General features: G+C 59.0%; 17 protein-coding genes. 5 read left to right on the forward strand and 12 right to left on the reverse strand.

Annotated features, from left to right (window positions below; all coding sequences use genetic code 11):
- Positions 1 to 3,066: VCBS domain-containing protein (locus tag JQ609_RS24115; protein WP_212275180.1), on the forward strand; the 3,066-nt coding region annotated here is incomplete at its 5' end.
- An 87-nt stretch (positions 3,067 to 3,153) separates the two neighbouring features.
- Here JQ609_RS24115 and JQ609_RS24120 read toward each other — a convergent pair.
- The 4 genes from JQ609_RS24120 to JQ609_RS24135 form a co-directional block, all read right to left on the reverse strand.
- Entirely contained in the window at positions 3,154 to 4,170 is a 1,017-nt protein-coding gene (locus JQ609_RS24120; RefSeq protein WP_249128353.1) for a transglutaminase-like cysteine peptidase, read from the reverse strand.
- 226 nt (positions 4,171 to 4,396) lie between these two features.
- The gene (locus tag JQ609_RS24125) at positions 4,397 to 5,647 is read right to left on the reverse strand and encodes an HlyD family type I secretion periplasmic adaptor subunit (RefSeq protein WP_212215106.1); all 1,251 of its coding nucleotides are present in this window, start codon (positions 5,645 to 5,647) and stop codon (positions 4,397 to 4,399) included.
- Positions 5,634 to 7,790 (reverse strand): type I secretion system permease/ATPase, encoded by a 2,157-nt coding sequence (locus JQ609_RS24130; protein ID WP_249128360.1) that lies wholly within the window; start codon positions 7,788 to 7,790, stop codon positions 5,634 to 5,636. The genes JQ609_RS24125 and JQ609_RS24130 overlap by 14 nt, the downstream gene beginning before the upstream one ends.
- Positions 7,791 to 8,097: 307 nt before the next feature.
- Positions 8,098 to 9,783: a TolC family outer membrane protein gene (locus JQ609_RS24135; RefSeq protein ID WP_212275182.1), complete on the reverse strand. Its 1,686-nt coding sequence runs from the start codon at positions 9,781 to 9,783 to the stop codon at positions 8,098 to 8,100.
- Positions 9,784 to 10,068: 285 nt separating this feature from the next.
- On the opposite strand from JQ609_RS24135, the gene JQ609_RS35660 reads away from it, so the two are divergent.
- Both JQ609_RS35660 and JQ609_RS24140 read left to right on the forward strand, forming a co-directional pair.
- A complete protein-coding gene (locus tag JQ609_RS35660) occupies positions 10,069 to 10,191 on the forward strand; it encodes a hypothetical protein (protein WP_283813886.1) in 123 nt (40 codons plus the stop codon).
- Between the two features lie 333 nt (positions 10,192 to 10,524).
- Entirely contained in the window at positions 10,525 to 11,580 is a 1,056-nt protein-coding gene (locus tag JQ609_RS24140) for a hypothetical protein (RefSeq protein WP_212275183.1), read from the forward strand.
- Positions 11,581 to 11,694: 114 nt separating this feature from the next.
- On the opposite strand, the gene JQ609_RS24145 is transcribed toward JQ609_RS24140, so the two are convergent.
- A complete protein-coding gene (locus JQ609_RS24145) occupies positions 11,695 to 12,927 on the reverse strand; it encodes a hypothetical protein (protein ID WP_212275184.1) in 1,233 nt (410 codons plus the stop codon).
- Between the two features lie 692 nt (positions 12,928 to 13,619).
- On the opposite strand from JQ609_RS24145, the gene JQ609_RS24150 reads away from it, so the two are divergent.
- On the forward strand, positions 13,620 to 13,967 hold the full coding sequence (locus JQ609_RS24150; protein WP_212215112.1) for a hypothetical protein: 348 nt from the start codon (positions 13,620 to 13,622) through the stop codon (positions 13,965 to 13,967).
- 943 nt (positions 13,968 to 14,910) lie between these two features.
- Here JQ609_RS24150 and JQ609_RS24155 read toward each other — a convergent pair.
- The 6 genes from JQ609_RS24155 to JQ609_RS24175 form a co-directional block, all read right to left on the reverse strand.
- Positions 14,911 to 16,113: a tyrosine-type recombinase/integrase gene (locus tag JQ609_RS24155; protein WP_212275185.1), complete on the reverse strand. Its 1,203-nt coding sequence runs from the start codon at positions 16,111 to 16,113 to the stop codon at positions 14,911 to 14,913.
- Positions 16,113 to 16,358, reverse strand: coding sequence for a hypothetical protein (locus tag JQ609_RS24160; RefSeq protein ID WP_212275186.1), 246 nt, complete (start codon positions 16,356 to 16,358; stop codon positions 16,113 to 16,115). The genes JQ609_RS24155 and JQ609_RS24160 overlap by 1 nt, the downstream gene beginning before the upstream one ends.
- A gap of 66 nt (positions 16,359 to 16,424) precedes the next feature.
- A complete protein-coding gene (locus JQ609_RS24165) occupies positions 16,425 to 16,994 on the reverse strand; it encodes a hypothetical protein (RefSeq protein WP_212275187.1) in 570 nt (189 codons plus the stop codon).
- The gene (locus JQ609_RS35665) at positions 16,991 to 17,245 is read right to left on the reverse strand and encodes an HGGxSTG domain-containing protein (protein WP_283813887.1); all 255 of its coding nucleotides are present in this window, start codon (positions 17,243 to 17,245) and stop codon (positions 16,991 to 16,993) included. The genes JQ609_RS24165 and JQ609_RS35665 overlap by 4 nt, the downstream gene beginning before the upstream one ends.
- A 256-nt stretch (positions 17,246 to 17,501) precedes the next feature.
- Complete coding sequence (locus JQ609_RS24170) at positions 17,502 to 18,797, reverse strand: AAA family ATPase (protein WP_212275188.1); 1,296 nt, start codon at positions 18,795 to 18,797, stop codon at positions 17,502 to 17,504.
- An 8-nt stretch (positions 18,798 to 18,805) separates the two neighbouring features.
- On the reverse strand, positions 18,806 to 19,018 hold the full coding sequence (locus tag JQ609_RS24175; RefSeq protein WP_212275189.1) for an AlpA family transcriptional regulator: 213 nt from the start codon (positions 19,016 to 19,018) through the stop codon (positions 18,806 to 18,808).
- 102 nt (positions 19,019 to 19,120) lie between these two features.
- Between JQ609_RS24175 and JQ609_RS24180 the strand changes: the two genes are divergently transcribed.
- Positions 19,121 to 19,879, forward strand: coding sequence for a hypothetical protein (locus JQ609_RS24180; RefSeq protein ID WP_212275191.1), 759 nt, complete (start codon positions 19,121 to 19,123; stop codon positions 19,877 to 19,879).
- 481 nt (positions 19,880 to 20,360) lie between these two features.
- Here the strand turns inward: JQ609_RS24180 and JQ609_RS24190 are convergent, their stop codons facing one another.
- Positions 20,361 to 20,852 (reverse strand): hypothetical protein, encoded by a 492-nt coding sequence (locus JQ609_RS24190; protein ID WP_212275193.1) that lies wholly within the window; start codon positions 20,850 to 20,852, stop codon positions 20,361 to 20,363.
- Position 20,853: the final 1 nt, after the last annotated feature.

A 20,853-nucleotide genomic window follows, 5' to 3' on the forward strand; every position in this document is an offset into this window, starting at 1 on the left:
ACGATGCAGGATGCGGACGGCGACACCTCGCCGGCGACGCTGACGATCACGATCGCTGGCGCGGACGACAGCGCCTCGGTGGTGACGGCAGAGGCGACGGGAGCGGACGCGACGGTGTTCGAGGCCGGGCTGGACCCGGACGGTTCGAGTGCGGCAACCGCGGCCGAGACGACGGGCGGCAGCTTCACGATCTCGGCGACGGACGGGGTCCAGGACATCGTGATCGGCGGCGTGACGTTCACGCTGGCGCAGATCCAGGCGTTCGGCACCACCAACGGGGTGGTGAACACCGGCGAGGGCGTCCTGACGCTGACGGGCTACGCCGGCGACAGCTTCGGCGGCACGGTGACCTACAGCTACACGCTGTCGGCGACGATCGACAATGACAGCAAGGTTCCGGGCATCAACGAGGCCGTCAACGGCGCCGGCTTCGACGACAGCGTCGCGCTGACGGTGCACGGCATCGGCGGCACCACGGCGGGTGACAATCTGGTGATCCATGTCGTCGACGACGTTCCCTTGGCGGCCAATGACGGGCCATCCGGAGTGACCGAGGACGGCGTGGGCCTGGTGTCCGGGAACGTGCTGGCGAACGACGCCTCGGGCGCGGACGCGCCGAAGAGCTTCGTGTCGTGGGCGGCGCTCGCCGACGCGACGGCGATTGCGGGCCTCAACACCTATGGCGTGCTGACGCAGAACAACGACGGCACCTGGAGCTATGCGCTGGACAACAGCCGTGCGGCGACGCAGGCACTGACCTCGGTGAGCAGCCTGAGCTACACGCTGCACTACACGATGCAGGATGCGGACGGCGACACCTCGCCGGCGACGCTGACGATCACGATCGCTGGCGCGGACGACAGCGCCTCGGTGGTGACGGCAGAGGCGACGGGAGCGGACGCGACGGTGTTCGAGGCCGGGCTGGACCCGGACGGTTCGAGTGCGGCAACCGCGGCCGAGACGACGGGCGGCAGCTTCACGATCTCGGCGACGGACGGGGTCCAGGACATCGTGATCGGCGGCGTGACGTTCACGCTGGCGCAGATCCAGGCGTTCGGCACCACCAACGGGGTGGTGAACACCGGCGAGGGCGTCCTGACGCTGACGGGCTACGCCGGCGACAGCTTCGGCGGCACGGTGACCTACAGCTACACGCTGTCGGCGACGATCGACAATGACAGCAAGGTTCCGGGCATCAACGAGGCCGTCAACGGCGCCGGCTTCGACGACAGCGTCGCGCTGACGGTGCACGGCATCGGCGGCACCACGGCGGGCGACAATCTGGTGATCCGTGTCGTCGACGACGTTCCGACGGCAGTTGCGGACACGGACAGCGTTACGGAAGACGGCCCGACCGTGGCGACTGGCAATGTGATTGCTGGCGGAACCGACGCCGGCGACAGCAACACGACGGACGGCAACGCGGACACAAAGGGGGCTGACGGTGCAACGGTGTTTGCCGTGAGCAGCGTCAATTTGGCGACTTCAGGGACAGTTGGTTCCTTGTTCGCGGGCCAATACGGTACGCTGACACTGAACGCAAACGGTACCTATACCTACACATTGAACAATGGTCTGGCAGCGGTTCAGAATCTCAACAACGGCCAGACACTCGAGGACAAGTTCAGCTATACAATCCGGGACGGTGACACCGATCAATCGACCGCCCAACTGACCATTACGATCAATGGTGTGAACGACAATGCCGCGCCCATAGTTGTCGACACCCACAACTGGATGCCGAGTGATCCTGCGCAACAGTCCCCGAACTATACCGATGGCTATCCGCTGCTGGTGAATGTGCCAACAGATCCGAACGGCGATCCTTTAGTCGTTACGGCCAGTGGCACTGTTCCAACGGGTCTGTTCTACTATGATGGATCATACCACGCCGTTACTGCTGGGATGACGCTGTTCGACACTGTCTCGGGCGTCAATCTGCTTGATAACCTGGTGTATCGTCCGACGGCGACGGTAACGGATACTGTGAACGTCGCACTGACATTGGACGTATATGACGGCACCGTACATGCAACGGAGACGGTCAACATCCATGAGGTTGCGCCTACAAGCACTCCCGGTCCAACGGGCAATATCGCCGGCGACGCAAATAATCCGCTGACGTCCGGAAACGACGCTGATGCTACATTCACTTTGTCAGCAGCCTTCGCGGCGGCTGTCGACAACGATCCTTCCGCTGGGTCAATTACTCTACGGACGGATTTCCAGCATCGACCTGGTTATTCGGTTCCCATTCAGGCCGGTGACCAGAACGGCAATGATCTGGAGGCTCAGGTCGACGTCTATATTTATGTAGATGGGATCAAGTTCCAGGCCATCTCTCATTTGGACGGAAACGCAAATACATGGTTGTTCGACGGGCAGCTCATGAAGGCCGTTGTTGATTTTGACAGCATCATCAACACGACCAACCCAGGCCAAACACTCGCCCAGTATATTGCGTTGAATCCAGTTACGGCGGGCGAGACCTGGACGATTCAGTATGATGACAACACGCCCGGCAATGAACAGGCGCGGCAGTTGACCTTCGCCCTGGAGGTGTTCGATCCCGGCAATCCGGCAATAACCGTCAGTGGAAACACCACCTTGTCTGACCTGATCTATGGAGGATCAGGAAGCGACACGCTTTCCGGTAACGGAGGAGATGACACGATCATTGGGCGCGGTGGCAACGATATCATCAACGGAGGAGCAGGCTCTGACACGCTCACCGGCGGTACAGGGGCTGATCACTTCCGCTATGGCGCACCGTCCGAAGGGCTGGATCACATTCTCGACTTCAGCACCGCGGAGGGCGATACGGTCGACATATTGCTGTCGGGCTTCACGGGAGCGGGGTTGGCGCTAGGCTCACCCACGGCGGCCCAGTTCGGCAGTGATGCGTCCAACAACTTCGGCGCGGCGGAACGCTTCCACTTCAATACGGCGACGCATACGCTGCTGTATGACGCGGATGGCAGTGGTGCAGGTTCGGCGGCGATCGCTCTCGCCGTGCTTGAGAACGGTCTTTCCGTCGATGCGGCTCACATCAAGATAGTCGCCTAGTAAATTTAGGGTTGCCCAACAAGAAGCCCGCCGGAGCAATCCGGCGGGCTTTTTCGTGGCGTTGACGAACAGATCATTATCACGCTTTCACATCAGCAGCGGTAGCGTGCCCAGTTGGAATGCACCGTAACTGACATTGTCGGTGCCGGTCCATTCTCCGAGGCTGCGATTGTCGGCCGCCGCAGGTGACGCTTCAGTCTCGCTCGTAAGCAGCGGACGCCTGGCATAGGGGGCGGCGAACAGATGCACGCCATGCTGATTAATGGCGAACAGAGGCGTAAAGCTCGAGGCGTCGGAATCTTCAATCAATCTGGAATGCCGGTTGTCCAGGATCAGCCAACGGCCGTCGAGACGAGCGGCCAGTACAGCATGATCCTGACGGACGGCGCGGTCGCGAACCAGCACGAGCTGGAGGTCGTTCTGCGAAAATCCCGCCGCGGTCAGTGCGACGTACTTGGCAATCGCATAATCCTCGCAATCGCCTCTCGCGGTCGCAAACGTCGCAAGTGGAGTGCTCCAGCGATCAGCTTCGCCATGCTGGGAGTAATCGCTGACATAGCGGACCGCCGCGTTGACGCCACGATTGGCCTCTTCAAGTTTGTCACGTCCGGACTTTGAACTGACCACGCCGATCAACCGCAGGAATTGAGCGGCATTGGCAGGGCAGTTTCCGGCTTCGCTACGGCATTGATCCAGGACAGCCTGTTCCTTTGCCATGGCGGCTTCGACGCCCCGCCACTTGCGCCAGAGCAGGCCGTCAGGCGCGCGGAACGTGAACAGCCCGAATGGCTCCAGGCCGACGGTCGGCACTTCCTTGACCGCGGGCGGAGCATCGGTCGCGGTATTCGAAGGAGGGAGCGAGGCGAGGCGAATGGCATCGGGTCCGCGGCCGCGCTGACGATCGAGCTTCGCCAGAACGGCGTTGATGCTGAAGAAGGTTGCGGGCGGCCGCGCCGACGACCGGTCGGAGCCGGCGATGAAATCGGTGCTCGTGTCGACAACTAACGGTTCATCCGATGAGAGTGAAGGGGAGGCTGCGCAAACGATGGCCGCAACAGTAAGCGCAGCGATCAATGCAGACGAGCGAAGCTTCCGCAAATTCAAGCGCGGTATCATGACGTCCCCTGTCCGGAACGTCAGTCAACGTCTTTGCGTCGATCTTCCGCCCCAATCTGTTATCGGGACGGAGCCTGCGCCCTCGCTTCTTATGCGAAGTTAAATACGGGCGGCGCTTGGAGGTAATGTCGAAAAGCCGGTCAATCACCGGTTTGCGCGATCGTTCAAAATTAAATAATCGAAGGCAACGATTCGTTAAGCAAAACGCCGTCGCTCAACGCTCGCGCAGGGCGTCGTCGCGTAACGTGCGTGCCGGCTTGAGCAGATAATCCAGAACCGATTTCTCGCCGGTGAGAACTTCGACCGTCGCTATCATGCCGGGAATGATCGGCAGGGAATTCTTGGCAGTTCCGAGATGGTTCTTTTCGGTGCGGACCATCACGCGGTAAAATGTTTCCTGACGCTCCGATTTCTCGGCCTTGTCATCGACGATGGTGTCAGCGCTTATGCGCTCAACCTTGCCTTTGAGCGAGCCATAAACGGAGGAATCATAGGCAGAAATCTTGACCACCGCGTCCTGGTTGGGACGAATGAAGGCAATATCCTGCGGCCGAATCCGGCCTTCAACCAGCAAGGAATCGTCCAGCGGAATGATATCCATCACGTTGGCGCCGGGTTGCACCACCGCGCCAAGCGTGGTGACGTTCAATTTGTTAACGATGCCGTGCACCGGAGCCTTGAGGTCGGTACGCCGCACGCGGTCCTGTGCCGATTTGATGTTCTCATCAAGGACGGCCAAATCGCCCTTTGACTTGGCGAGATCCTCGTCGGCTTGTGATCGAAATGAGGTAACTGCAAAGGCGATCTTCGATTGTGACTCGGCAAGCTGACCCCGCATTTCAGTTGCCTGACGGTCAAGCCGCAGCATTTCGATCTCGGGCACAACCTTCTGTTCGTATAACCGGCGGGTGAGGGTGAGTTCCCGATCGAGCAATTTGAGGGAGCCGCTCAGACGAGTCACCTGCTGATTCAACACATCAACATCTTGCGCCAGCTTTTGCGCGCGCATTCTGAAGACGCTTGCCTCCGTCGCGACGGCAGCTGGCACTACTTGATCAAGCTGATCAGGGAACGTGACTTCGCTTCGTCCTCGTGCTTCCGCTTCGAGGCGCGCCACGCGAGCAGCCATGGCCGCGCGCCGCTCTCTGATTTCGCCGAACTCCGACGCGAATTTGGTGTCGTCGATACGCATCAGGGATTGTCCCTGTTGTACGATCGCCCCTTCCTGCACCAGGATATCGCCTACGATACCACCTTCGAGAGTCTGGACCACCTGAGTCTGGCGCGAGGGCACGACCCGGCCATTGCCGCGCTTGACCTCATCCAGAACGGCAAAATGGGCCCAGACCAGAAAGGTCGTCAGCAAGGCGAGAAAGGTGAACAGGAGCATGCGTGACGTCCGCGGCGTGCGCAGAGCAGCCGCGGCGCGGACGTCGTTGGCAAAGGCAAAGTCAGATGGAGGCATTGGGCTTTTGCACCAGGGTTGCCCTTTGAGTGGGCTGCGGGTTGCCGTCGCCTGCAGGCGCCGTCGGCTGACCTTTGAGGATGGCCAAAACCTTGTCGCGTGGCCCATCCGCCACCAGGCGGCCGTTATCGAACAACAACAAACGATCAACCATTCCGAGAAGTGAGAGGCGGTGAGTGGAGATGATGATGGTCATCTGCTCTCCGCGCATTGCTTTCAATCGCTCCAGGAATTCGGCCTCGCTCCTGATATCGAAATGCGCCGTTGGCTCGTCCAGGAACAGAACGCGCGGTTTTCGGATCAGTACGCGCGCTAGTCCGATAGCCTGCTTTTGTCCACCAGACAGACTACGACCACCTTCCGAAATGGGCATATCGTAACCCATCGGATGGCCGGCGATGAAACTTTCCACCCCCGACAGTCGCGCTGCCGCGAGGACTTCTTCATCGGTCGCCTCGGGCCTGCCCAATGCAATATTATCGCGCAGTTTTCCAAAGAACAGGTCGGTATCCTGCATCGCAAATCCGATGCCGGCGCGAAGATCCGACGGGTCATATTGACGGGAATCGACGCCGTCGACGAGAATTCGTCCCTCCTGAGCTTCATAGAAACCGAGCAAAAGGCGCCCGACTGTCGTTTTTCCCGATCCGACACGTCCAATAATGCCGATCCGTTCGCCGGCCTCGATCTTGAACGAGACTTTATCCAGCGCTTTGCCAGGGGCGTTTGGATAGGCGAAGGAGACGTTCTCGAAATTGATGCGACCTTCGCTGACTTTCCTGGCAACGTAGGCTCGCTGTGGAGACCGTTCGCGCTCCAGCGACATGATGCGGTCGATCGCCTTGAGCGCCGCGAAGGTTTGGGTCCCGCGCGTTATTACCGAGGCAATGCCGGCGATTGGGGCCAGGACGCGGCCGGCCAGCATATTAGCCGCGACGAGGGCGCCAACGGTCAGCTTGCCGTCGAGGATAAGAAAAACACCGACAACCACCAACAGAAGGCTGGTTATCTGCTGTGCAGCGTTTGCGCTCGTTAAGGTGAGCGATGCCCAGAAATGAACATCCTCGCCCGACCGTGCCGTGGCGGCGACCGACCGCTCCCAGGCTGTCTGCATCCGGGCTTCGGCACCGGTCGCGCGGACCGTTTCCAGGCCGGAAAGCGATTCGACGAGAACGCCGTGGCGCGCAGAGGATTCCGCCTGCAGTCGTTTCATTGCGCGGTCAAGCGGACGCTGCATCGTCAGGCCCAATGCGATCATGATCGGTAACATGATGAGCGGGATCCAGGCTAACGGTCCCGCGACGATGAACAGAACACCGATAAAGAGGAGTGCGAAAATCAAATCGGTTACAGATACCACGCTGCCCGAAGTGAAGAATTCGCGCACTGAGTCGAAGTCGCGGAGCTGATTGGCAACGATACCGACTGAGCCGGGACGTTGTGCCAGCTTGACGGCCATCACGTGTTCAAAAATATTCGCAGCGAGCACGACATCTACGGTCTTGCCCGTCACGTCGATCATGCGGCTTCGCACGGCACGTAGTACAAAGTCGAAAACGATCGCGAGGCTAAGCCCTATCGATAGCGCAATGAGCGAAGGGATCGCGCCGTTAGGGATGACCCGATCGTAGACGCTCATCGTGAACAATGGCGTGGCAAGCGCGAGCATGTTGACTAGAAAGGCGGCCAGCGCGATGTGGCCGTAACTGCGCCAGTACAGCTTGACGACTGACCAGAACCAATGGGTCCGCGGGAGGTCTCCCGCAGCGACTGCGCGTGCGTCAGCCTCAGCTGCCGCCCTGACAAGAAACGCATAGCCGGTGTAGTCTGCGATCAGCGAACTAACGCCCGCAATCCGAGGATTGCTCCGATCCAACGTCGGATCGAGAACCTTAACGCTTTGGTTTTTAGCATCGATCCCGAGGAGGATCAGCGCAGTCCCGTCTTTCATGATCAGGACGGCGGGAAGAACCATTGCAGGAATGTCGAGAATGGCCCGCTTGACCGCCTCGGTTTCCAGGCCGGCACGCCTGGCTGCCCGGTCATACAAGGCGACGGAAAGTCGGCCATCAAGTATTGGAAGCCCTCCGAGCAGCGCCTCACGGCTTACTGCGCGACCATGGTGGGCAGCCAGATAGGTCAGGGAGGCGGCGAGGGGATCGCTTCGGAGCGTGTCTGCGTTGGTCGAAGCAACAACCGTCGCTTCCGGCTCATCATTGGATGGCCAGCCTTTGGCCGACTTGGGCGTCCGAAACAACAAAATCTAAAGCCTCTGATCAAAAACGAACTAGACCAGCGAAATATCGAGCGCGGCCAGTGACTGTCACATTACAGCAGTCTGCGAACCGAATCATTCGCGAGGCGCGAATATCCTGACAAACAGTTAATCGGGCCCCATTAACTATGATGCATTGCCGTTATTGCGGCCCGCACTTGCAAGTCCGCAACGCTCACTTTTCGGGAGCGAAGGCTGTCAGCAACCAATGAGGCTTGCCCTTTTCGGCGCCGGCGTACGCCATGGCGTTGGGGCCATTCGGGTTCACGAAAGCAACCGACCCCTCCGGCTTTTGGCCTCGTTTTTCGGCGAACCATTCCATTGCGCCGATCATTCTAGCTGCAAGCGTCCCACGGGGCCAGCGATCCTTGAAGCCATCTTGGGGGTCGGCTGCTGCATAGGAGGTCACGCCAACCTGAGCACCGACAGGAGCATTAGATACGCGGAGGGGCTCCGATCCCGTCTGCGGCAGCGTTACTCGCAGCGTAGGAAATTTGTAGGGAACCAGTCCGCCCGGTCCGATGTCGAGCGGCGCGGCATCCACGGGAGGCGGCGCCTTGAGATACTCGAGAAGTGTTCCCATTGCCGCGAGCAGCTGGTAGTCGGCGAAAACGATAACGCCACGCGAGGAGGTGAGCGATACAGCCGCATTGAAATACTGGTTCTGTGCGTTCAAAAGATCAATCAGCGAGCGCTGTCCAAGCTCGTATTCCTTGTCAAACGCGGCAATCGTCTTCCGGTCAGCCTGCAGCTGCCGGACCAGGGCGGCGACCCTGGTTGCAGTAATCGTCCGTGCCGCCCATGCCTTGTCGATCGACTCGAGCGCGTCGCGCTGCAATCGCGCATGGCGCATCGTGGTCTCGGTGTGGCGCTCGGCCATTTCCGAGCGGCGCCAAACATCCTGGCCGCCTCGGAAGATGTCCCAGGACATCACTACTTTGCCGCTATAATTATCGTGGGTAACGCCCAAATAGGGATACGTATTGTCGTTGTGAGTTGCACGGCCTTCGAGGGAGAAATTTGGAACGAAAGCGCCATCCGTCACTCGGTACGCATGCTTTGCGGCGGTAACGTCCGCTTGCGCGGCCAGAATGGTCGGATTGAAACGGGTAGTCACCGCCAAGGCTTCATCCTTGGTGCTCGGCAATCCGGCGAGGGGGCCGGGGAATCTCAAATTGAAGGGCTCAAGCCCAACAACCTTGCGGTATTTTGCTCGCGCTTCGTCCAGACTCCTGCGAAGCTCAGCGAGAGTGGCACGCGCATTTTCGACACGCTCCCGGGCCTGCTCGAGGTCGCCTTCGCCGGCCCGCCCGCCCGAGAAGCGCGTATTCACGTTCGAGAATATCTTCTCGTGGCTGGCAACGTTCTGCTCGCCGAGGCCCACCAACCGCAGATACCGCACGACATCGACATATGCCTCGGCAGCGTCCAGAGCGATCAATTCTGTCCGCTCGCGTACGCGAAACGCTGCAGCGTTGACACGGGCAGATTGGCGCCAGATGTCGTGGATGGAAGCAAAGCCATCGAAAAGGACTTGCCGGACGACCACTGATTCCTGCGAGCCATTCCGCCATGCTCCATTTCCGGCGATCGGAACGGGCAATGCGCTTGAACTTACAACCGGATTGCTCTGGTCGAATTTCTCTGGGCCGTAGCGAGCTTCGATCCGCACTTGCGGAAGCAGGGTGCTTTGGGTCTGCCGAAGCTCTGATTCAGTTGCGCGCCGGTTTGCCGACGCTTCGCCCACGCCGGGATTGGTTTGGACGGCTTGTTTCAGCGCATCATTTATTGAATAGGGCTCGGCTGCCAGGGGGCCGCCGGCCAAAATGAGGCCCGCGATCGCCAAATATGCGGATTTCATTTGCCCCATCCCCGTTAGCCAAAACAATAAACTTACGTCTAAAATACAGTCGAAAAGCTTAAATTCTGATCTCAGCCTACCAAAGGGAGTGGTGGTCCCCTATGATATTTTTGCAACACTGGGCGAGAAGAATCGGAACCGGGGCGAGATGTGAGGCTCAATCCGGTGGCAATTGAACTTTGAGCAGCAGACCGTTGCACGGTCCGTTGCGATGGATGCCATCTTTCTTGCAAGTCCACGGAAGAGCGAACCACTTTCCCGCTTGTGTGCTCTGATATGTTCCCCATGGAAACCCCGTTTCCGGAAGGCCATGCCGCTGCCAAGGAAATCTTTGACCTTGTCAGTAGTTCTCCTGATGAAGATTCGGGAAAAACCGGCAATATTGCCCCGCGTTTTTCGAAACGCTAACCCCACTTGCCCCGCCGGGAATGGCGGGGCTTTTTCGTGAGTAACAGTTGATACGACGGCCACGACACTGGGTGGGGGAATCTCGGTCAGCCGAGCCGCGGTGCGGGCGTCACTGAGAATCCTCTATGACTTTCAAAGGCTCGAAAAGGCCCGCACTTTTCCATAATGTGTTGATTTTGTTCAGTTTTCCCCGTAGATTGCGAGGCTGTTACCGTCCGCATCGTAATTGATGCATTGCCGAAATTTGACAACAGGCGCCGCAAACGGGACGGTCTGCCTTGTCGCCTCGAGACTATCCGCCGCGTGGTCGAGTTGTGGCTGAGGGTCAAAAAAATGAGTACCGATAAACTTCAGGTGCTACACAATACTGTAGCGGAGATACTGCGCGAGCCTCCCTCGCCACCTACTTTCTTTGATGAGGAGCCCAACGACGCAGCGCGGGCCAGCGAACAGGTTGCGAAGGCTTCTGACAATCTTCGGCGGGGCATCGAAACGCCAATAGAGCATTTCGGAAAGGCATCGTCTCGCGAACCTGGGATTTCGATAAAGAAAATACACGACGCGCACGTCGCCCGTGACGCCAGGAATGAAATCCCCGGCATAGCTCGTGAAGCACTCGCTGAACAAATCCCCGGTGCCCCTCCATCGGATGCAGGAAATCAACTGGCTTCCAGGCTGTCGCACGAAGTCCCAAGCCCCCGGTCGGATCCGCAGACCAAGAGCTTCAACACGTTTCGCCCGGCTGTCTCGGACAACCGGATTTCGCTTGGCGGTTGGGCGTTACGTGGCATCGCCGGTGTCCTGCTGGCGGCGGGTATCGGTGCAGGCCTTGCCACCTGGTTGGGGTCGTCCGGCGATGCCGCGAAGATCGCTCCTTCACAACCCGCGCCGCTGGCCCAGGCCGCGCCGACCGCCGCTGCCCTGCCGCTCGAGTTGACGCCGCTGCTCCAGTCGATGGCGCGCGATCTTGCAAGCATGGGGAAGGAGATCGAGCAGCTCAAGGCCGGTCACGACCTAATGGTCCGCGACAACTCGAAGCTCAACGAGGAATTCAGGGCGAGCCATGAACAATTGACCCGCGCCGTTGCCCAGCTTTCCGAACTCAAGGCAAGCCAGGAGCAAGCGGTGCGCGACAATGCAAGCGTGGCCGGGCAAATCAAGGGAATCCAGGAACAATTGACCAGCGTCATTTCCCGGGCTTCCGAGCAGAATGCGCCGCCCAGAATAGCCGCGACCCCGCCACGGCCGACGCCTCCTTCGCCACGGCCAGCAGCTCCCGCGGTGCGCCAGCCGGTGCCGACACTCTCGTCGCCACAGGCCACAGCCCAGCCGAGGGCCGAAAAGCCAAAACCGTCACCAACGTCACGGCCGCCGGCGCCCGCGCGCTAGAGCTGTTCTTTCACGGGTCCGGTCATCCCACTACAATAACCAGCAGCCGATTGCCTTGCCTTTATCAAGGCGGTCCGGCGCTTCCGGCCGTGCACCTGTGAGTTCGCAGCTTGGCTAGTTAGGTGGCAAGACAAGGTCGGCCTGCCGGCTATCACGTCGCAAAATGATGATCGATCCATTTCGGGTCGTAAACCTGGCTCCGAGCAATTTCGGAATCTTCTCCATGAGCGGGGACGGTAGCGGGATCGTTGCGATGCCGACCGTGTCGCCGACTTTGATCGCGGGCGCAGGCGTGCCCGCGGCCGGCGCGGGCTTGATAAAATCCCGGATCAGTCGAATTTCTTCTGGTGTCAGATTGAGCGCAGCTTGCTCGGTTCGAGGGTCGGCCCCGGCCTTCTTTTCAGCGCCGGATTTGGTTTGAGATTCCGTTTGTTGGTCAGCCTTCTGTTTTGCTTTTTCCAAAAAATCCGCCTTGGCGGCGCGTTCCCTGAGAGGCGAGAGTTCGCGCTGAAGGGTTGCGATTTCCGATTTCAGGGATCTGATCTGGGTGAGGGCAATCACTGCTCCAGCGCACATCACGAGCACGAGCAGGGTCAGGAGCGCAATGGCTACGCCTCCGACATTTTCGGTCCTTCGTGCCGCCTTTGCGGTGGATCCGTCTCGCTCCAGATGACGTTGCCAGATGGCCCGAGCTTGCTGAAATCTGGCAGCGATTAGCTTACTGAACTTGTTTCGTTCAGGCGGCGCGAGCGCTGGCGTCTTGGTCTCGGCATCAAAAAAGGCAGCGCCCGGCCGCCGCGGTGCTTCCTGAGGAACCGGGATTGGATTGCTGTTCTGTAGAGCGGCGGCACCAACTTCCGGAGCTATGGGCTGGGCAATACTTTCATGGGGCAAATGGCCGCGTGTTTCTTGAGCGGCAGCAGGAATTGTCCCTACCGAAGAAATATCCTCGGCATTTGCAGTTTCTTCCACCCTGTCGGGGTCGACATCGATTTTATCGTCCCGCCGATCGAGATCGAAAATTTTCAGACGCTCCTCAGAGCCGACGAGATGATCGATCATTTTTAGTGAAGGGGAGGGAGATGGTGCAGGAAGATCAAATGAGGGCTCGTTCGAGGCTCCCAAAGCCCTCAACGCAGATCGGCCTGCGTCGGTAATGCGTAGCCCGTCGCCTTCCGGTGCCACCAGCCCCGACTGAAAAATGTCGATGTCATCGAGCGCAGCGGCAATCTCTTCCGATTGATCTTCGGCAGTGAGTGCCTCGACATCGTCCCTGAGGTCGTCAAGAGACGCGCGGCCGTCAGGGCGCCTGGCTAGCGCAGTCAGTATCGCCAACTTGAATTTCACACGGGCCCCCTAACTCCCGACGTCGAGTAAGGCGTTCTGATTGTCAGTGCCCCGGTTTCTCCCTCTGCTCCGTTTCGCTGACACCACTCTCAAGGGCGTTCAACTCAAGATCGAAGATCCCTGGTCGTTCCTGGTTGGCGACCGGATCATCGATCATTCCTGGCGCTGGCGCGAGCCCCTTCTTCAGCGCCCTATGGTCGCTGCCGGCGCGACGGGTGATTAGTTCGGATCATGTACGTTGCCGCTCAGGACGCATGATTCTCAATACTGGAAAGCGAGGGAGAGCAACGAATGACGACGCTAGCCGTGGTCAACGGCGCACTCGCCGAGCGCAGTGTCACGGAACGTCTGTTGGCGGCCCTTGAGCGGTGGATAGGCGGCCCCAGGGCCGGGGGGACCGGGCTGTCCTGAGGCCGCCCATTCCAACCGACCGGCAATGGCGGATTGCCAACGGCCTCCGCAAGTTACCGCAGCTCGGTCGATCTTTCCGAACTCGTTCGGAGTACCTCAGCGCTTTCATTGGCTTACTCCAGCGCCGCGCCGGAAGCGCACCAAGGCTGAACCGCGTCGTTCCGCACCGAGCAGCGCTTGTGGCAGTACCCTGTGAATAGGTGGGACAAGCCCTCAATCTTCCGTTTTTGCACCCTGCATTATGTCATCGTGAGTGATCCCCAACTTCGCAGGAACCTTATATGGGCGAGCCAGTACGAGAAGTTTGCGCCGATCTTCTGATCCGCGCCAACAGCGCGGCTGAGGACGGCCCCCGTGGATTCGAGAACGCCACCGTTTCAATCATCAATGCACTGTCCAGGGAAGCAAGCACCGCTGATCTGGTCGCTATCAGCTACCGACTTCAAGCGTTATCCGGCCTTACGATCAATCTGCACGGCCGCGAATACAAGCTGATCAATGAAGCAGCCTTCAAGGCAGCCGCGACCTGTCCGCTGGTCTTGCGCGGTGCATTCGGTGAAGTTGAATTTGACCGCGAAGAATTTTTGCGGCTCGCGCTGTCGTTTGCCGAGCCGGCAGGTAACGGCTGAGCAAATCGGCTCCCTGATTGAACAGCCGCGTCGGTGGGGGAAAAAATCCGCGGCGTCGACCGTTTGAAGGTGGCCCCGATGCAGAAAGCGCCCGTCGGGCGCCACGTCGAAAGCTGAGAGCCAATTGAATTTGCTGGCTCCCCGGGCTGGCCTGCCAGCAAATAGCGATTTCAATAACTTAGCCAAAAGTGGGTCACAATAGTGCCCCGCATCGCAACGGTGCTTACCGCAGCTGCGGCTGGCTTGTGGCCCACCTTCTGAAAACCTCTCCAACAGAGCGCAACCCGGTGAGTTCTCGCTATATTGAGATAGGAGCAATTCAGCTCGCAGGAGTACCTCCTATGACTTTAATTCCAAGCGCCGCCGATGGATCTTCATTTGACCCCGTTACTTGCCGCCGAGCGGGCGGGTACTGGGTCGGTCCTAAAGGGCGCGAATACAAGTTCAGCAAATTCGAGGATGCCGTGGCAGCCCTTAACCTGATGGCGTCTCCCTGTTGGCGTCGCCCGAATGCTGCCCGCAACTGGGGCATTGTTTCGGCCGTGAGTTGGGCCTGACCAGGATTGGGGCCGACGCAACTGTCGGCCCCAATTTTGTCTGTGCTTGGACGGGTCTTGATTCTGCTACTTTTCGCGCCCACTTCAACCGAAGCGCGAAAGGAAGGAGGATGAGAGAGCGCCAGAAAGGAACAGGTGAGCCGATGACCAAACTTTTGGTGACGCAGGAAAACCCCGTAGGGGGATAACCACGCCCATCCAGCTTGTGAGGAAGCACTTGGGTTGACGACGTGGTGCTGGTGTCCAGGAACGACAAAACCGAACGACCGGCAAATTGAATGAATGTTGTGTGCGGCCTCTACCCGTAAACGACGCGACAAGAGCCCGAACTGGCGCCAGAGGCAGCCGACGCGGGCTCTTTGTTTTTTGGCCTGCCGTGGAGGCTATCAGGAAGTCAGCCCATTCTTGGCAGCGAGCACCAGCGGCGCTCCAGCTCCGAATTGGCCGGGTACAAGCAGCCGAGTTGCCACCCCGGCCAAGCGCTTCTGGTCGGCCTTCTTTGTGTAGATCTCGGCCTGCTTGATCGTGGTCCAACCGAAAATGGCCATCAATTGGTGTGCAGTCGCGCCGTTGTCGGCCGCGATCGTGGCGCCGGCCTTCCGAAGGCCGTGAGCACTGCAGTGGGGCAGCCCGGCTTCGTTACACCGGCGCCGGAACCAATTACCAAACCCGTTGGCTGTGAATGGCTTCCCGAATTGAGTCTCGAGGAACGTGAGGGCACCCGTCGGCCCGTCCGTCAACAGGTGCTCAAGCTCTGGAAGCACCGGGATCGTCAGGAGAACCGGCGACTTGTTTCGGTTCTTGTGCTGGGTGAAGGAAATCCACCTACCTGCATGAAAAACTTGCAGGTTCTCTGGCATGAAGCGAGCTTCACGGAGGTGCTGCTTTCCGAAAACGACAATATCGGAGCGTCGTTGACCGGATAGCAAGATGATGCCGAGCGCGAGGCGCGCCTTCGTTCCCTGCCCATGGCGATCCAAATAGATGGCGACTTCCTCTGTCGTCCAAGTGTGAAAGCCTCCCTTTTTCTTGCTCTTGAGGTAGGCGACCTCCTTTGCTGGATTCCGTTTAATTGGGATTGATTTGTCGGACACCGCGTAGGTGAACAGGCCCCGCAGGGCCTTGAGACGGCCGTTGGCCGCGTCCGCGCGTTCGGCCTTGCGATCCCGCAGTACTTCGATTTTGTCCGCGGGGATGTTGTAGGGCAGGGCGCCCAAGGTACCGGGCTGTCCTTCAAGTCTGGGCTCTTGGCAGAGATTGTCGAGCAGACGGCGGCGGACGTCGCGCGTGCTGGTCTCGAGCTCCTTAAAGGCAGCAGATGCGTAGTATTTTTCGACCAACCATCGCAGCGAGTTTGGAATGGTTTTTTCGACGGCGGTTGCGCGGGTCAGTTGGGCTTTGGCCCCTTTCAATGCGGCGGCGAACTGGTTGTGAAACCCCTCGCTTCCGAGCTCGGCTCGAATCCTGACCTTGAGGTATTTCTTCGACCCTGCGATGCGCTTGCGGAAGTACCGCCGCACGTTGCCGTGGCGGTCGGTATCTTCGTAATAATATCGAAGGTCGATTGGGCTCAAGGCTGCACCGGTCATTAAGCGACGGCTCCCCAGCCGGAGCTGGAATTGCCGTTCTCATCCGGCAACGCATCGAACGCTTCGTCAAGGGCGTAACGATCCCAGACCCGGCAGCCGTCAACAAGCTTCCCGGCTGGCATCCGGCCATCCGCAACCATTTCCCGGAACTTCGTAATGCCGAAACCGACCCAGTCGGCTGCGGCCTCCATGCGCATGCCCCGGGGCGCGTAGCTGCGGTTACCTTGGCGTGCGGCCCGGCCCATCAGATCCATCCTCTGGCAGTAGGAGCCATGCCGGGCCATAAATGATTGGAAAGATGGCCCATTTCTTCACCGGGGCTCGTAGGCTCGCGAGTTGACCGAGCCTACGATCGCCTGACCACCCTCATGGACGTGAACGTGCTCGACGCGGATGTTTTGATCGCCACCGCCGCGCTGGCGCCGATAGGTCTCGACCTGGGTGCAATAGGCCCGCAACAACTTAGTTGTGGCCGAAGCCAAGGCGGGCAATCGCTGAGCGCCACCCCCGGCGCCACCGATCCTCGACATCACGGCCAGCGCGGCCATGTGGGTGCAGGCCGCTTGCAGCGCCAAGGCGGCTTCCACCTCGTTTTTGGGGGCGAAGGCAGCAATCATCGCAATAGCGGCGTTGATCGCCACGTCCGAGGCGCCATCGCCGGGCATCCGGGCGGCACGCTCCAGATGATGGAGCGCCATATCGACAAAATCGTCGGAAACGGTACCAAAAGCCGTCTTGAGTTGCTTGCGCCACGCCAGGTTGGCGGGACCCGGCGAGCCAAACGACACGATGTTGCCCTGGATGCCTTTGATCCTGATCCTCGCGGGCGGCAGCTGGCGGGGCCGACGCGATGTTGCCGGGACGTTCTCAGAGTTGCTCATAGTTTGTTTCCCAATGTGCCCTTGACCAGCAGTCGAATGAATTTGCGTTCCTCGATCGCCTCAATGGTCCAATACCCATCGACGTAGCGCCCATTTGCAGCCCCACACGGCGGGCCAGGGCTCAGGCCGCCGTGGAGACGACATTTCCCATTGGACATCGCAGGGGCCCGGCAGGGTGCGCCTGCGCGTGTACGAGCCTCGCAGTGCGTTGTCCCATTAATCTGTGCCACGCTGGTAAGGTCTCGTTTCATAGGGTTGCCCTCGAAAAATTATTAGCCCCTGGGGAAAGCTCTGAGCCGAAGCGCCTCATAGGCGCGTAGGCGCGCGAGAGGGTGGGGCGCAACCACTGCCCGCTCCCTAAGGAGGCAGTTGCGTAGTTGCGGCCGCGGCTTTGCAATGGTTGCGGCTTAATTGCGGGCAGTTGCAACGGGGTTTCACATTGGTTGCGGAAGTTGCGGACTGCACCGTTGCGGCTTGGTTGCGGGGCGACTTCCGCAACCATACTTTTCAGCCGATGATCCACGAAAAATCCCCCTGGCAAGCGATGAGGTTTGCCGCGACCAGCTCCCGTCTGAATTTGGCGAATATGGTCCGGGCGCTGTGCTCTTTTGCTTTCGTGTCGATCAGACCGAGCAGCTCACATTCCGCCTCCCAGTCGTCTCGCTTGGCGGCACGACGCCCGCCAGACAAGGAGACGGCTTTGTCGCCAGCGATAACGTGGGTCAGCGCCTCCAGCCCTTTGCGCGTCTGAGGACTGATCTTTTGCGTCCGGCGATCTTCCGAAAGTTTGTTTTCCCAACGGTTGTTGACCAAGGCAATTCGCACGTCCTGAAAGTCAAACCGAGTGGCCGGGGTACGCTCTCGCGCTTTCTTAAAAGTCATTTTGAAGGAAACGTCCGTGTCACCGCGCTCGACCGCGTCGAGGTGTATCACCGTGTCCATCTGCCATTCGCGAGTCTTGTCGCCGTAGGATCTGGTCCCATCGTGGCCTGCGTGATGTATCCAAATCTGGCCGACGAGAGCACGGGTAAGCCCGAGAGCCCACGGGGTGGTTTGTTGCCACGGCGCGGGGTCTTTCATGTCGCCGACCGTCAAGCTCATGATATTGTCGAAAATCACCAGGTCGACACCCCCGAGCTTCTCGATCAGCACGTTAACTTGCGCCTGTCCTTCAGGCGTATTGAGTGGTTTCAAATTGGGTATGTCCTCATGGCTGAGTGCGTAGAAGGTGGAAGGGCTAATCCCCAATCGTTCGGCTTCGTTAAGCACCCGCTGCTTGAGAAGGCGCCGGGACATTTCGCCATCAATGTACAAGACGCGAGCTGGCCGGCGACCTTTCCAGTGAAGAAAGCCTCCGCCAGCGGCCACCCGCATACCGAGGGCAATTCCAAGATTACTCTTGCCTAAGCCGGTGGCGGCGGTCAGCAGAACTCTGCTCGTGGTCGTAAGCCAGTCGCCCATCAGAAAGTCAGGCTCGGGCAGATCGCGTTCGCTCCATTCACTAATCGTGAGGGGTGGCAGGGTAATCAAACCGTTCGCCATTCCCGGCGTACCGAGATCAATATTAGCTTGCTCGGATTCTTCGGCCGAAGCGCGCCGCTCAAGAGTCGGCAATTCAAACAAGGCTTCAAATTTTCGTTTTCGTTGTTCGCCGAGCCAACTTGCCTTTCGGGATGGTGGCGTAATGCCCTCCAGCTTTTTGTCGAGCATCCAGGGTGCGTTGCGATCGTCCACCGCCCAATTAGCGACCGATGCTTCAATATCGGCGCCAACATGTTGCTGATTCAGGTGGTTACGCAACATTTTGGCCCTCACCGGCCACGCTGGGATTTGCGTGCGTCGATCCAGTCGAGCACCTCATTCAGGTCCCAACCAATGCGGTGAGTGCCCAATTTAATGCGGCGCGGAAACCCACCGCTGCGTTCCAAGCGCCAAAAATGTGCGTCAGAAAATGGGACCAGTTTGCGCAATTCGGCCGAGCCGATGATCCGCTGATCACCTCGACATTTTACGTTGCCGTCCATATCCTGACGCCTCCCTGAACGTTGCTGCATGCTCACGTAAGGTTCGTTCATTGAAGGGCCGTGCGCGAACGAAATCCTGTGCACGCAGGCCGGAGTGCGGAAATGAAGGCGAGCAAATCTCGACAGAAACGACCAAACCAAATTGGCGAAATGGCGAGCTGGGGCGTTTATCCTATTGGTTCGTTTTCCGAGCGAGCGGACACACGCGTACGCATGTATGCTGAACTGAGGCGCCGCTCCGTTCCACTGGATATTCTCGAAGCCCTTTTGGATGAAAGATATTACGCGCCTATTTCTTGGGAAACCGGTTCAGGAGAGTTTTCTCGAACACCCCTGGTAGCTGCCGCGCCGCAACCCTACGTGGATGAGGAAACGACTTTCAAATCGAGCATCGCGGCCGAGGAGCCAGGTGCGGATAATCCGCCGAAAACAGCAGGGGAAGCCCTCGCACTTTGGCTTGCGGACGAACTCGACTTGACCAGGAGCGCGGACAAGGGCGCAGTTCGCAGGGGCAAAAACTTGCCCCTGACAACGATAGCGTGGGTTGCGAATGACTTGCTGGATGGGTGTCGACGTTTTCCGCCTGGGCCCTACCTAAGGCAGTTAATTCGGAAGTTGTTGAATGTTGATCGTCTAAAAATAAATCAAAGCAAGCAATTTGAGGCGCGTCAGGGGGCGATATGGATCGTCGCTCACTTCCCGCTCATAACCTCGGAGGAGATAGCCAACGAGTTAGGAGTCAATCGATCGTCCGTGTCTCGCTGGCGGAAGGAGGCTTCTTTCAAAGAACAGGCGAGGGAGCTGGGCTTCAACGTTGCGCCGCAGCGATGGCGAGAGCTGATCGCAAAGAACGAGGAATAAAGCGACGGCGACGACTAAACCGTGGAGACAGTTATACTGATGACCCTGACCGTAATTCTACGGGTCGCAACCTTCAGCGTTAAACCAAAGCCTGCTGAGTTTGACCAAAACATTCGCACGCATGCTCGTATCAAAAGGAAGGAAGTTAAAGCGAGAAGATTCGGTGCCTGCGGCTGCTCAGGGCATTTGCGAAATTTGCTGACGCGAACAAGCGACGCGAGATTATCGAGTTGGCGGAAGGTGGCGTCGAAAACTAACGAGTCTCCTCCCGTTGATCAATTGGTTCGCAAGGGCCTCAACTTGTGGCGAAGTGGCGGCCGGAGCCGGGTGGGGTCGAAGGGCCTCAGATCGGTGCTACGCGCGGCGCCATCAGCGATTAGCTCCGCCAGGGCTTCCCCGGTTGCTGGCGCGTTGAGGATGCCCCAGACGCTATGTCCTGTTGCCACGTAGACGCCCTCGACCTCCGGAAGCACACTTAATATCAGTGAGGCAGGTCATATTCCCACATCTTCATCGCGATCACTTGCTTGGCGTTGTTGACGGTTTGGCGCTTTTGGACTGAGTCGGGTAACTGCTCCACTTCGGCCAGGAATTGCCGCCATTCCGATAAATTGTCGCCAAACAGTCCGGGCTCGTCGACCATAGCCACCATGGACGGCAAGTTGCTCGGCATCGGGATGAGCTCTCCCTTTTTGAGCGCGATCATGTGCTCGGCGTACAGGATTGTTTGCGGCTTCTGAGCTGTTTCCGGCATCGCCATCACCTCGGCCAGAAAACGCTCCCATACTTCGATAGCTTCGACTGGTGCAGGAGGATCGTTCATCATTATCCGCGGTTCGTTTGCCGCAAAAGGTTCTTCCTTCGCTGCCTTGTGCGCGAGTCTCCGAAACACCTCCGCCATCGAAGCCTGCTTCTTTGCGCTCTCAGGATCAGTGATTTCTGAGTTTCGTTCGAGCAGAAGCGCCATCTTCATG

Source organism: Bradyrhizobium sp. AUGA SZCCT0169 (assembly GCF_018130085.1).
In the GTDB taxonomy this organism is placed as follows: Bacteria; Pseudomonadota; Alphaproteobacteria; order Rhizobiales; family Xanthobacteraceae; genus Bradyrhizobium.